10 protein-coding genes and 3 pseudogenes are annotated in these 13,168 nt (G+C 35.0%); 6 read left to right on the plus strand and 7 right to left on the minus strand.

Translation table 11 applies throughout. From position 1 onward, the window contains the following. Positions 1-60 precede the first annotated feature (60 nt). A pseudogene (locus ACQH3L_RS06275) lies at positions 61-1,043 on the minus strand (IS4 family transposase); the annotation flags it as partial. 122 nt (positions 1,044-1,165) lie between these two features. Here ACQH3L_RS06275 and ACQH3L_RS06280 point away from each other — a divergent pair. Continuing rightward, positions 1,166-1,312, plus strand: coding sequence for a hypothetical protein (locus ACQH3L_RS06280; protein WP_425384775.1), 147 nt, complete (start codon positions 1,166-1,168; stop codon positions 1,310-1,312). Further along, a pseudogene (locus ACQH3L_RS06285) lies at positions 1,287-2,203 on the plus strand (IS5 family transposase). The gene ACQH3L_RS06280 and the pseudogene ACQH3L_RS06285 overlap by 26 nt, the downstream one beginning before the upstream one ends. Before the next feature lie 349 nt (positions 2,204-2,552). Here the strand turns inward: ACQH3L_RS06285 and ACQH3L_RS06290 are convergent. The 4 genes from ACQH3L_RS06290 to rlmB form a co-directional block, all read right to left on the minus strand. Continuing rightward, entirely contained in the window at positions 2,553-3,530 is a 978-nt protein-coding gene (locus tag ACQH3L_RS06290; protein ID WP_425384786.1) for a quinone oxidoreductase family protein, read from the minus strand. A 170-nt stretch (positions 3,531-3,700) separates the two neighbouring features. Next, entirely contained in the window at positions 3,701-4,237 is a 537-nt protein-coding gene (locus ACQH3L_RS06295; RefSeq protein WP_010082343.1) for a cytochrome c oxidase assembly protein, read from the minus strand. Beyond that, positions 4,238-4,960, minus strand: a complete 723-nt coding sequence (locus ACQH3L_RS06300; protein WP_010962942.1) for a Bax inhibitor-1/YccA family protein — start codon at positions 4,958-4,960, stop codon at positions 4,238-4,240. Positions 4,961-5,039: 79 nt separating this feature from the next. Beyond that, complete coding sequence (gene rlmB / locus ACQH3L_RS06305; protein ID WP_038199241.1) at positions 5,040-5,804, minus strand: 23S rRNA (guanosine(2251)-2'-O)-methyltransferase RlmB; 765 nt, start codon at positions 5,802-5,804, stop codon at positions 5,040-5,042. A 92-nt stretch (positions 5,805-5,896) separates the two neighbouring features. On the opposite strand from rlmB, the gene ACQH3L_RS06310 reads away from it, so the two are divergent. Beyond that, positions 5,897-6,397: a Smr/MutS family protein gene (locus tag ACQH3L_RS06310; protein ID WP_010082340.1), complete on the plus strand. Its 501-nt coding sequence runs from the start codon at positions 5,897-5,899 to the stop codon at positions 6,395-6,397. 882 nt (positions 6,398-7,279) lie between these two features. On the opposite strand, the gene ACQH3L_RS06315 is transcribed toward ACQH3L_RS06310, so the two are convergent. Beyond that, entirely contained in the window at positions 7,280-8,314 is a 1,035-nt protein-coding gene (locus ACQH3L_RS06315; protein ID WP_010962945.1) for an aspartate-semialdehyde dehydrogenase, read from the minus strand. 140 nt (positions 8,315-8,454) lie between these two features. On the opposite strand from ACQH3L_RS06315, the gene ACQH3L_RS06320 reads away from it, so the two are divergent. The 3 genes and pseudogenes from ACQH3L_RS06320 (at position 8,455) to ACQH3L_RS06330 (ending at position 11,375) form a co-directional block, all read left to right on the plus strand. Beyond that, a complete protein-coding gene (locus ACQH3L_RS06320) occupies positions 8,455-8,907 on the plus strand; it encodes a hypothetical protein (protein ID WP_425384787.1) in 453 nt (150 codons plus the stop codon). A gap of 320 nt (positions 8,908-9,227) precedes the next feature. After that, a pseudogene (locus tag ACQH3L_RS06325) lies at positions 9,228-10,188 on the plus strand (IS110 family transposase). Between the two features lie 239 nt (positions 10,189-10,427). After that, positions 10,428-11,375, plus strand: a complete 948-nt coding sequence (locus ACQH3L_RS06330; protein ID WP_425384612.1) for an IS110 family transposase — start codon at positions 10,428-10,430, stop codon at positions 11,373-11,375. A 409-nt stretch (positions 11,376-11,784) separates the two neighbouring features. Here ACQH3L_RS06330 and ACQH3L_RS06335 read toward each other — a convergent pair whose 3' ends face one another. Next, a complete protein-coding gene (locus ACQH3L_RS06335) occupies positions 11,785-13,059 on the minus strand; it encodes an APC family permease (RefSeq protein WP_425384788.1) in 1,275 nt (424 codons plus the stop codon). Positions 13,060-13,168: the final 109 nt, after the last annotated feature.

Genomic DNA, 13,168 nt, shown 5'->3' on the forward strand with positions numbered 1-13,168 from the left:
GGGTTTTTATTGCCCATATAATTTGCAAAATTACACAAATAAAAAAATTTTTAAAAAACATAGTTGATACCAACTAATTTTTTCAACAGCTTCATCGAAAGTATTAACTGAAAGATTCGTTAATAGCATCCATTCTAGCGGTTTTTTTTAAGGGAAGGGGAGTTTTCTCAACAACATAAACTGCATAAAGTGGTAATTTAGGTAGTTCTTCCGTCTTATGCCTAATATTATTCTTAGATGGATTCATCATAAACTTTCCAAATCTAACTTCCAAACGTGCTGTTCTTTTTGGCTTATTATCTTTTACAGGAACTTCAACTTCTACCGTACCTGCACAATGAGAGGATTTAATAAATGCCCATAACTTCTGCTCACCTTTTTCAGGATATCGAGATTTTCTATTTACTGCTCTATCTCTGCATGCTCTAACTAGCACTGCCGAATTAAGATTATGTGCAAGCTCAAAAAAGTCATATATATCTGCTTCTCTATCGCATACAGTTATAGTCTCAGTTTGAGTTGGATCAATAATATTATTTGTTTTTCTTAAAGTTTCCAACCACTTTACGCTTTCTTTATCTTCAATGCGATCGCTCTTTTTTTTAAGGTTCTCAGTTTCTTCAGGTCTTGAATAAACTTTTTGATCTAGTATCCCTAGTACCAAACCTTCTATACTAACGGCAAGAGCTGTATGCATTATAATACCTTTTGCAGTATCATAACTGGACAAATTTGCTAATCCGCTTGTTTTTTTATGGTTATTATATACAATGTAACTGGTATCTTGAATGACAAGAACCCTCTTGTGAGCTTTTGTTCTCTCAACCGTCTTATTAATATGTGTAGCTAAAATATCACTTTCTTTTACATTCTCATTTTGAAAAAAACGTTATGCTGTTTTTGCTTCTGACCAACTTTCACATGCTTGATTAATCTAACTTTCAGGTAATTTTGTCAAACATATCAGCAATCTTTACTAATCGCTCAGTTAACCTTTTATCTCCAAATTCATTTTTAGCCCATTCACTACTTTTACTTGCCATTTTACACCCTCAATATTTGCAAACTTTAATATTGTAATATTTTACTTTTTAGTCCATTTATATTTGTGGGTAATAGTAAGGAATGACACCGTCTTGGATGGAAACCAGTGTCAGCTACTTTCATGACACCATCACAAGGTGAAACTGGATCCCAGTGGGCTTTGTTGCATCGCTCAAGCGAAAAGAACTGGCAGTTACTGACAAAATTCATTATAAATAGCCATTTAACCTTGAAGAAAAAATATGCCACAAAAAATGAGAGTCAGTAACTGCCATGAATATAACAAATTTCTCCAAGAAAGAGGAAGCATTTTTTGTTATATCAATGACGCCATAGAAAATTGGTACGAGAATTGTCCAAAAATGCAGGGCGGCAACTATATTTATAGTGATAAAGTTGTGATTTTGGTGCATATAATCGTCAGTTTCTTTAGAATTGGTTTAAGACAAACAGTCGGGTTTATAAAAGGGTATTTGCAACAAATAGGAAGAGATTTGCAGCTATTCACAAGCATCAAAAGAAACTTAATATTAAGATAAATGATTGCAGAAAATAATATGGAAGATATCGAAATTGCTATAGACAGTACAGGAATTAGTATATACAACAACACACAGCAAGGAAAATAGCACTGACAGAAAATATCGTGGCTATGAGCAAACGAGAAAATTGCACGTAATGTTGAATATAAACAACAAAAAAGCCATAGCTGTAAAATACAGTAACGGCTGATCACTATGGAGCTTGTGATTTGCTAAAAGAAGTTGATTTTCAGCATGCCATAAAAGCACTATATGCAGATAGAGCATGTGATAGGCACAAGTTTTATAAGTTGTGTAACGAATATGATATAAAGACAAAAATTCCACCAATAAACAATGCGGCAGAACATCCAGAAATAGATTATATGTCTGACAGGAATGCTGCTATTAGGTTAATAAAATTATACGGTGAAGATGGCATGAAAGAATGGAAAAAAGAAGTAAATTATGGGAAAAGATCTTATATAGAAAGTTTTTTCTCGCAACTGAAACAAACATTCGGGTTTAGTTTTAGGAATAAATCTGAGACAAATAGAGAGAAGGAACTACTTGTTAAATGCTATTTGCTCAATAAGTTCACTGATATTGGTATGGCTAAATTTGAGATAGCTTCATAAATTTATTGTGCGTTACCTACTATCCGAAGAGCGATGCAACAAAGCCATCCCAGTGTCAGCTACTTGGATGACAAGAAAGGGAGCACTGGAATGACAGGAGAAGGGGGGCTACTACCGTCATAAAGGAACCAGTGTCAGTTACTCGGATGATACCTTTTTCTACTTAATTTGGGTTATGCAAGAAGTCTATTCGCGGTATAGATTCCGCTAACACGTAGCGGGATGACGGTTGTCGGTAAATCTAAGTCAGTTTAGCTATATGCTTTTAATTCCCCCAAAAGGAGAATTAAATATGTGAAGTTCTAGTTGATATGACTTAATGAATGGTTAGTTTAAATTACTAATTTATTTAAGAGATTTTGATAATATTTAACCCACTCGCTTTTCTATTTTCCATATCACGATGTGCTTGAATTATTTCATCAAATTTATATTTTTTATTGATCCGTACAGTTAAAAGTTTTTTTCTTATCATCTCGAAGATTTCCATTGTGGTAAGCACTAATGTGAATCTATCATGCTTATAATGGTATATTGAGGTTCCAGTTGCAAATAACGAACGTGAACTAAGTAAAGAAAAACTAATAGGAGCGTTACCTGATATCTGCCCATAGGAAACGTATATGCCGAACCTGCCTAAAGATTCAAAAGAAAGCTTGCTTGTAGCGTAACCTATAGGGTCATACACTGCACCTACTCCTCTGTTTTGCGTAATCTCCATAACTTTAGAAACGAAGTCTTTATCATTGTAGTTTATTGCGTATGTGCAGCCACTTTGTAAAGCTATCTTCATTTTTTCATCAGAGCTTACAGAACCTATCACTACACCTTTTTTATCCTTTGCCCATTGGCATATTATTTGTCCTAAACCACCATTAGCCCCATGAACTAGCACGAAAGCACCAGGCCTAACTTTATAAGATTGATTAACTAAATAGTGAGCTGTCATACCTTTAAACAGCACTGCAGCAGCACCTTCATCAGATATGTCATCTGGAATTTTTATCAGATATTTCTGGTGTATAATGCGCTTTTCACAATATGCCCCTGGAGGAGCTGTGCAATATCCAACTCTGTATCCAACCTTCAATCCATCACTGATTTTTTTACCAAGCTTTTCAATAACTCCCACTGCTTCTACCCCAAGCACTGATGGTAAATTTTTAATTTTGCGCGTACCTTTTCTGTGCTCTAAATCATAACGATTTAAGCCGATAGTTGTGTGACGTACTAAAACTTCCTCGCCTTTTGGCTCACCTATACTCTTATCTACAAATTCTAATACTTCTGGTCCCCCAGTTTTTTTAATTTGTATAGCTCTAACCATGATGAATATTAAGATAAAAACTTTGATTATGTTATCTAACAATCAATATTTTGCAAAGTTATTGTTTTCACAATCAATAGACTTCTTGCGTTACCTCCTGTCATTCCAGTGTCAGCTACTTGGATGACACCCTATTGATTACTGAAATGACACGGTTTGCAAACATTCTGTTACTTAAGCTTAAAGAACGTGTATGATAGTGTTATTTCGCCCAAATCTTTTGTATTACTATCAAGCATTATCTCAGGATCTATATAGAAAGATACGGGCATAGCTGCTTTTTGTTTTGGTAGCAACATTTGCTCTTCAAAACAAAAGCATGCAACTTTATTGAAATACTTACCTGCTTTGAAAGGCGTAACATTATACACCGCCATACCAAATGAAGGCTGATCAGATAGATTTTTTGCGTAATAAAACGCTAAACTTTGTTCTCCTATGTTTACGTCAACGTAGTTAGTTTCTGATTTAAACTCCCAAGGTAGATCGGACATTATATCAGCATTGAAATGGACCCTGATCTTTTGGTTAGTTATATTTGTTGTTGTGTTAGTTACTTTTCTTATTGTGCCACCATACCCAGTAGCTTTACAGAAAATGCTATATAGAGGTACCGATGCATATGCAAGACATATCATCGACACAACTAAAGATACTAAAAAGAAAACTATAGAATTCTTACTGCCTTTCCTTAAAAAGGAAAACATCTAATCCCTATTGTTGAACAAGTTAAGTAACCTGAGTAGATTGAGAAATATATTAATAAAGTCAAAATAAAGATTAGTTGCACCGAGTATTGCCAATTTAGTAGTAGCAACTTCTGATCCGTCATTATGTTTATAATAAACGTCCTTGATTCTTTGAGCATCATACGCAGTCATTAAGGTAAAGACTATTACTGATATGAACGATATTGCAAAGTGGAGAGGACTACTTCCAAGAAATAAATTTACTATAGACGCAATGATTAACCCCCAAACTCCCATAATCAAGAAAGAGCCCATACTTGTAAGATCTCTTTTTGTAGTATTGCCATATAAAGCCATAGAGCCAAACATGATTGATGTAATGAAAAACGCCCTTGCTATATTTTCTGCAGTATAAACTATAAAAACATAAGATAAGGAAAGCCCCATTAACACTGAGAACGAGAAAAATATAGTAACGGCAGACTGAGCACTTAGGTGTTGAATTCTATAAGACATGTAGAACACCAATGCAACCGGAGATAACATTACCACAAGCGATAGAACGGGATTAGAATAAATTACTTGAAAAAGACCAGAAAATACTGTTAAAAATGCAACAAGGCCTGTGACGCCCAAAGCTAAAGCCATGTAATTATATACTTTAGTTAGGTAACTTCTAAGCCCAGCACTATAATAAACGCCTTGAGAGCGAATATCCTGTTCATTTCTCATATAAGACATAATATAACTCCTTTTATCCATTACTTAACACATTATAATATAAAACCATATTTTTATCAAGTGTTTTTATTATAAACAGCTATGCGCTGGCATTTGTTTTAATATAAATAGAATATAGGCCTATTGCTGCTGCGTTTGAAACATTTAAACTGTTAATTGCATTTGACATTGGGATTTTTAAAAGATAATCACAATTTTCTTTAACTAACCTCCGCATTCCTTTCTCTTCAGAACCAAAAATAATTACTCTTTTTTTCTCAAAACTCTTTATTTCATCTATATTTTCTTTAGCATTGCAATCAAACCCGTAACACCAGTAGCCGACCTTTTTTAAATACTGCATAGTTTTTACTATATTTGTAACGTATATTAGCGGAACAATATCTAAAGCCCCACTTGCTGCTTTTGCAATAGATGCATTTTCACTCGGTGAATGGTTATGTGGTAAAACCAATGCGTCGACATTAAAACAAGCTGAAGTTCTTAAAATTGATCCAATATTGTGCGTGTCAGTGACTTGATCTAAAATGACTATAGTAGAACTGTCGTTTGAGCTTTCAGCTACTTCTTCGATGCTTAAGTTATAAAGAATAGGGGCAACATTTAAAGCAATTCCTTGATGGTTAGCACCTTTGGGTAAAACGTCATTAAGTATTTTGTTTTCTACTAATCGAACTTTAATGCCCTTACTATTTGCATATTGCTTAATTTCTTTTTCGTGTTCTCTATAGAAATTTTCTGTTACTAACAGTTCTATACACCGCCTATTTTTATTCTTCAGTGCTGACATGCAGGTGTGCTTTCCATACAGCCAAAAATTCTCATTAGTTTTTGACGATTTCATCGTATTATTGAAAATCGGGTTTTTATAGAATAAGCAACATTTTACTATGTTTGAATATTGTTGTAAAATTATACAATTCGATTAATGCGTTTATGTCGGACGATGAGTTGGATTGGCAAAAAAATGTTAAGCCAATAAAATGTGGAAAAGTTACTTTGAAAGTTGATCATAAAGTAAATATAAAGTCTATGGTTGATAAAGGTACCTCCGACTTACAAGGGAATTTTCTTAATACCAATAATAGTAACTCATCATTTTGTCTTGACCAAAACACAAAATCAAAAGTTGATAGGGGTAAATATTTTATAAGCGATAAGCTCGATTTGCATGGCTATAATATAGAGGATGCTTACTGTAAATTGATAGATTTTATTATCAAAAATTATCGAGCAGGAAATAGATGTTTATTGGTAATTACGGGATACGGCAGTGCAACAAACAAAACAGACACTATAAAGAGTAACTTAAATAAATGGTTAAATGACACTAAAATCCAGCATATGGTTCTATACTACCAACAAGCTACGAAAAAACATGGTGGTAAAGGGGCTTTTTATGTTTTATTAAGAAGGAATAAAAACCTTGAGTCCTGATACTTAAAATTCCTTTTAAGCCTTAATTTTTCTTGTATAACCATACAGTGTTCGGCAGCGCGTGACGCACAACTGTGCGAACATTGTGATTTGGGTCTACCAGGAAGGATGTCTCCCAGTACCTCTTTTCCCGTCATCCCGCTACGTGTTAGCGGGATCTCATTTCACTTTATGAGGGTGTCATCCGAGTAGCCCCTTTCTCGTCATCCCGCTACGTGTTAGCGGGATCTCATTTCACTTTATGAGGGTGTCATCCGAATAGCTTGACTACTTGGATCCAGATTGGATACTGAGTTGGTGAGTATAAAAGTATAGCTTCTACGTCATACCGCCGCGGTATCTCAGCCGCTAACAAATAGCGGGGTGACGAGTTACTATACCGCTGCGAACCGTCATACCGCGATTTATTCCATAGCTGTACGAACATTCATTTTTGAAGGTAAACTGCACAGCAAATGGTGTCATTCCAGTGCTTGACACTGGAATCCAGCCGGCTTTGTTGCATCGCTAGCTATGATGGATTAAAGATAAAAAAGGTGGAGAATATCAGTAGCTTATTATTCTGGTATTTATAACAAGAACGGTCAGTGAATACCTAAATTTGAGTAAAAGAAATTTCACTACTACTCACTAATCCGGCTAAAATTCAAGAATTTCAATGCTTTAGCTATTTTCAATAGAATTAAATTTATTAATATAAATAACAAGTTACTATTCTTAAATTTGATCAGATTGATTGCAAAAAAAACAAGATTTTCAATAAGTTGCTTATAATCCTAATTATAGTTAGCCTTTCATAAGTAGCGATGCAACAAAGCCATTCCAGCGTCACGCGCTGCCATGTGATATACAATTTCCTTCGAATTACAACGTACGTGCGCTCTATATGCACTTGATTGACAAATGCTCTCTTATCAAAATCTCAAGAATCTGCACTATATTTAATGCTGCGCCTTTGCGCAGGTTGTCAGCCACTATCCACATATTTAATCCGTGCTCAACAGTATTGTCTCTTCTAATACGCGATACATATACAGCATTCTCCTGTACAACATCAATTTGAGTTATGTATTCACTATCTTCACGCCTGTTGTACACTAAAACTCCACTATCTTCGGCTTCACTTAGCACTTCACGAGCTTGTTCTTCAGTGATATGTTGATCAAATTCCACATTTACTGCCATAGCGTGACCGATAAAGACGGGTACCCTTACACAAGTTGCAGTAACTTTTATATCTTCCTCTAAAATTTTTTTTGTCTCCTCTTGCATTTTCCATTCCTCTTCTGTAGAGCCATTTTCCATGAATTCTCCTACATGGGGAATGCAATTGAATGCTATTTGCTTAGAGAATATCTTGGGTTTTTTAGCTTCGTTCATAAAGATTTTTTTTGTCTGGTCATAGAGCTCATCCATTGCTGCTTTGCCTGCACCAGAAGTTGATTGATAAGTTGAAGCAACGATTCTCTTTATTTTTGCTTTTTGGTGTAATAGATGTAGTACTAGCAGCATCTGTATTGTAGTACAGTTTGGATTGGATATTATGTTGTGGTTTTTATATTCCATAATTTTTTCTTTATTAATCTCTGGAATAATGAGTGGCACACCCTCTTTCATTCTAAAATGGGAACTGTTATCTATCACGATGCATCCAGCCTGTGTTGCAATTGGTACATACTCTTCAGAAACATGAGATCCAGCACAGAAAATGGCTACATTAGTTCCAACGAAGTCATAATCCTCAAGGCATAAAACTGTTAACTCTTTGTCACCAAAGCTCACCTTCTTCCCTTCTGATTTTTTCGATGCAAGTGCAATAACGCAATCTATCGCCTCATCTTGAAATTCAGCAAGCGTGCTTAATACCTCACGCCCTACTCTTCCGGTTGCTCCAATAACAGCAATTTTGTATCTCATATAGATGAACCTCTAATTTTAAAGTTCTATTATATTTTTACTGACAAAATTTACAATTGTTTTAATATTTTTACCTTGCAATTAATTGTAATTTAGCTATTATTATGCAATATTAGTAACATTACATAATGAAATGAAAGATGAGTAAGGAATACGATGAAACTAAGGTTAAACCTGCAATGTCTACACCTCAAGGGCCTGAAGGAACCAATGGATCAAAGGCCCAAAGTGTTCTTTCGAATAAAAGAAAGCCTACAATAAATTTTGATGATAAAAAGTATGGTGTAAAAACCTCTAAAATAGACCAACAGTCTCTAAACAAAAGACAAGAATCTTCAAAGCTAAGAGATCTCTTAAGGTCAATACCAATAATAAGGAGATTTTTAGCAAGGATTTTCACACCTGGAAAAATAGAAATCATCAGTAACCCTATATATGACAACATGGAAGCATATAAAAAATCGCAGGAAGATTACCCTAGTAAGATAAAAGATGAAACTAGTATAGATGATGAACACACAAAAGAAGTAGATAGTAAACTTGAGAAGGGTAATGTTGAACAAGTGGACAACAAGAAAAGTCGTAGTTCATAAATATCAATCATTTAAAAATTATCTCTAGTTATAACATTGTATCTGTTCAGATGCATGGCTCATGTACAAATATTGAAACAAAAATTCCAGTGCTCCTTTCTCGTCATCCCAGTGCGTGACACTTGTATCTTTATGATGTGAGGCATTAGAGCTAAAATACCTCACAGGGAGGATGAAGCTGATGCGACACTAATGCCATTAAGCCAGATTTTGCTTCCCTCCCATAGAGTTAAAGACTGAACAGTATCTTTTGGAATTATATCCCGTATTACAAGGTTAGTCTAAACTCTCAGTTTATTTATAGTCTTGGAGGCAATTTTATGCAAGTAAATGCTATTTTGGGTGTGGATATTTCAAAAAAGAAATTTGATGTTTGTTTGTTAGTGGACAGTAAAAAACGACACAAAGTCTTTCAAAATAATCAAGATGGTTTTGCAAAACTTGTAGTTTGGTGCAACGGCCATGGAGCAAATCTTACTCATTTATGTCTTGAAGCAACTAGTTGGTATGGAGAAGATTTGGCTACTTTTATGCACGATTTAGGACATAATGTCAGTATAGTAAACCCAGAAAGCTTTTGGCAAAAGTGAGCTGCTCAGAAATAAGACAGATAAATCAGATGCAGCTATGATAGCTAGATTTTGTATCGCCAACAAACCTGCTCTTTGGAAGCCCATTGCACCTGAAATGAGGCATTTGAGGGAGCTTTACCGTTGCATGCAATCGCTAAAAGATGATAAGGTGCAACAGACAAATCGCTTGGAAAACAAAAATATGCATTCCAGTTGCAAAGAAGCTATATCTAAAGTAATTTTGGCAATAGAGGAGCAAATTATTGTTCTCGAAAAAGAAATTAATGAGCATATAAATAACTATCCACATCTAAAAAATATGGTGGAAAACCTTAAGACTATAAAAGGTATAGGATATCTTACTGCTGTTGCTGTTGTCGCAGAAATGCCATCAGTTGATAACTTTGACAATGCTAAACAATTTACAGCTTTTGCTGGTCTAAATCCAGGACATTATCAATCGGGATCGTCAGTAAGTAAGAGAAGTTGCATATGCAAAATAGGATCTGAGCGTATTCGAAAAGCTCTTTATATGCCAGCTATAGTAGTCAAAAACCATAATAATCATTTTCAAAAGTTTTGTCAGCGTCTAGCAAGTAAAGGCAAATGTCCAAAAGTCATAGTTCTTGCGTTAATGCGAAAATTAATGCATGTCTTTTTTGGTATTCTCAAAAATAATCAACCATTTAATTGTAATTTTGTTGGATAATTTGTTTGACAGCAGAGACAGTTGTAAGTCGGAAATGTGATATAAAAAAACAAGAAGGAAGATAACTCTATAAAAAGTAGTTATCACAGGCTTGAGCGACCGTAAGACAGTAGTATTATAACATACGCAGATATCAAGGTACTCAAGCCTATCCTTCGAGACGTTTGAATAGTTGTTTGGGACATATATATGCATCCGTTTACAATCTTAAATTTTAACTTAAACTCTCGAGGTTCTTTATGATTACATCTTATCAAAATTTTATCGGCATTGATATCGGAAAACTTGAATTTGTTACTACAGTTAATGAACAAAAAGGCGTCATCAAATTTGACAATAGTTGTGCTGGTTGGAAGCAATTCTACCAAAAATTTTCAAATATCTTGCCCAACTCCATGGTAATTTTAGAAGCTACAGGAGGTTATGAGCTTGGCTTATTGTATTTTCTTATTGATAGAAACATTGCTGTGCATCGTGCTAATACTCGCCAAGTTAAAAACTTCATTTTATCTCATGGAACTTTGGCAAAGACTGACAATCTGGACGCAAAAGCACTTGCCCGGTATGGCTCTGAGCGTTGCAGACGTCTGCAGCTATTTACACCTATCTCAAAAGAACAAACTACCTTGTTTGCATTTTGTCAGCGTCGTGACGATATTACGAAAATGCTTGTTCAAGAGAAGAATAGGCTAAAAACTCCTGGAAATGATTACATTAAGGAAAGTTGTCAACAAACTATTGAATTCCTTAATAGCCAGGTAGAAAAGCTTGACCAAGCTATACAAAAAATAGTCGATGAAAGTCCTGAATTGCAACAATGCCAAAAAACTCTTGAAACAGTTCCTGGAATAGGTAGAAAAACCTCTCAATGTTTATTATGTCTTATACCAGAGCTTGGTTCTTTAAACAAAAAGCAAGTTGCAAGTCTTGCAGGTGTTGCACCTCATCCTAAGGAAAGTGGTAAAGCTATTGGTTACCGAAGAATTATAGGTGGTAGAAGCAACGTTCGTTCAAAGCTTTTTACAGCCGCTATGGCCGCTAGAAACTCTAAGTCCGAACTTGCTACTTTTTATTGCAAGCTTGTTGATAGTGGTAAAAGAAAGATGGTCGCGCTTACTGCACTTATGCGTAAAATTATAGTTATTGCCAATGCCAGACTTAAAGAAGCAATTAATTCGAATATTTAAAATTTACACAACAGTAACTGAAATGAATATCGTGAATAAGTACGCCCATACAGACTTAAAGTACTTATTCACATATTCATTGGCTTAAACAGGAATTGTTGTAGTAGCTGTTTGATATAAAGTTCTATTTCTATGGCAAACGGGTTTTTATTGCCCATATAATTGGGTAAAACCGCAAAATCACACAAATAAGAAATTTTTTTAAAAACATAGTTGATACCTGGGATCCAGATTGGGCACTAAGTTGGTAAACACGAAAGCGATTAATCCTTTACAACGTTTTTGATGGAACTGCGCGAAAGAACTGGATGCCAGTGTCACGCACTGGCATGACACCCATTTCTTCCTATAGTTGTCTTTTCTCGTCTACCTTATTTTGCCACTCTGCTGAACAGATACATAACATTTGCTATACAGAAACTCTGCGATACCAAAATAAATAAAGAGGTACGCCACTTGCAGTGAATAAGCTTGCGATCAGCAAGGTATTCACAGAAGTTTCAAATATTACCCAGCAGCAAAAGGTTGTTGCTATACTGCCAATTAAAAATTTGTAACAACTCTTTTCTTGCACAATAACTTTGAGAAAAGCAAGACTGCATGCAAGGTAAACAAATAAAAATGAAACTACAGAAAAGTCGATAATTGATGTGATCTGCTTAGCAAAATTGTTGCTTGAAGTGAGGATTAGTAAAGTTGCAGTTCCAACTGAGCTAGTTGTTATGCCCCAGAAAGGAGAACCGTGCTTGTTTCTTTGAGCAAAAAACTGTGGCATCAGTTTATCTTTTGCAAGGCCAAGGGCCACTTGTCCACTAGCTAGTACCCAAGCGTTTAAAGTACCAACACAAAAAATGAACGCAGTTATAGAAATAATCAAGTGCCAATTGCCAGAGGCCATAATTTTTATTGCGTCAACATATGGTGCTCTTGAACTTGCTAAATCATTGCCATTTATTAATCCCATAATTGCAAGATTGTTGATAAAATACACAATAGCAACAGAGATTGTTCCAAGTACCACAGCTCTTGGTATTGTTCTAGCTGGATTATCAACTGACCCTGCAGGTGCTGTTGCCAATTCAACTCCAATAAAACCCCATAGAGTAATAAGTGTAGAACGGGCAAGAATCTGCGATGTTGTAAGATTTGATATTTCTTCACTTATGATGAAGTTATTTCTATCAAAAAAAAACAATGCTGCTATAGGTATTACAAGCAATACAGAAATTTTTATCACCGTCAATAAAAACTCAACACGTCCAGCAGTAGCTACTCCTCTAAAATTTATTAGTGTAATAATTGTAAGTAATAACATCTCTAAAAACAGATGTACGTTTTGAATATCTTCATGGAAAAATGGTGTAAGATAACCAACACCCACAACTATTACGGCTGTTGTGCTAACCCATGAGATCACCCAATACGTCCAACCAACAAAAAAAGCTGCAGCAGGGCCAAAAGCATGCTTTACATAGACGTGAGGGCCACCCGTTTCCGGAAATTTTGCGCAGAGTGAGGCAAAAACTAAAGCAAGAGATATAGCACCAAGCCCTGATATTATCCAGCTTATAAGGCTATACATGCCATATGGAGCAAGGCTAATTGGAAGCATAAAAATTCCAGAGCCAATTTGGCTGCTAATCACTAAGGCAAAAATATCCCAAAAACCTATTTTATTTGACACAATAATTCTTATCTAAATAGATTAACAATATACCCTAAACTCAGAAATTTCAATTGATCTTTTAACATAAAAACTTGCATTTTTTTCAATTTATTCCTAAAATAGATTA

Source organism: Wolbachia endosymbiont (group A) of Sturmia bella (assembly GCF_964030905.1).
Lineage (GTDB): Bacteria > Pseudomonadota > Alphaproteobacteria > Rickettsiales > Anaplasmataceae > Wolbachia > Wolbachia pipientis.

Bases quoted from the DNA above. Each gene is read 5' to 3' on its own strand.
- rlmB (WP_038199241.1), bottom strand. From the start codon at position 5,804: ATGAAATCGTCAAAAACTAATGAGAATTTTTGGCTGTATGGAAAGCAC.
- ACQH3L_RS06320 (WP_425384787.1), top strand. From the start codon at position 8,455: ATGAGTAAGGAATACGATGAAACTAAGGTTAAACCTGCAATGTCTACA.
- ACQH3L_RS06290 (WP_425384786.1), bottom strand. From the start codon at position 3,530: ATGGTTAGAGCTATACAAATTAAAAAAACTGGGGGACCAGAAGTATTA.
- ACQH3L_RS06315 (WP_010962945.1), bottom strand. From the start codon at position 8,314: ATGAGATACAAAATTGCTGTTATTGGAGCAACCGGAAGAGTAGGGCGT.
- ACQH3L_RS06280 (WP_425384775.1), top strand. From the start codon at position 1,166: ATGACACCATCACAAGGTGAAACTGGATCCCAGTGGGCTTTGTTGCAT.
- ACQH3L_RS06295 (WP_010082343.1), bottom strand. From the start codon at position 4,237: ATGTTTTCCTTTTTAAGGAAAGGCAGTAAGAATTCTATAGTTTTCTTT.
- ACQH3L_RS06310 (WP_010082340.1), top strand. From the start codon at position 5,897: ATGTCGGACGATGAGTTGGATTGGCAAAAAAATGTTAAGCCAATAAAA.
- ACQH3L_RS06300 (WP_010962942.1), bottom strand. From the start codon at position 4,960: ATGTCTTATATGAGAAATGAACAGGATATTCGCTCTCAAGGCGTTTAT.
- ACQH3L_RS06330 (WP_425384612.1), top strand. From the start codon at position 10,428: ATGATTACATCTTATCAAAATTTTATCGGCATTGATATCGGAAAACTT.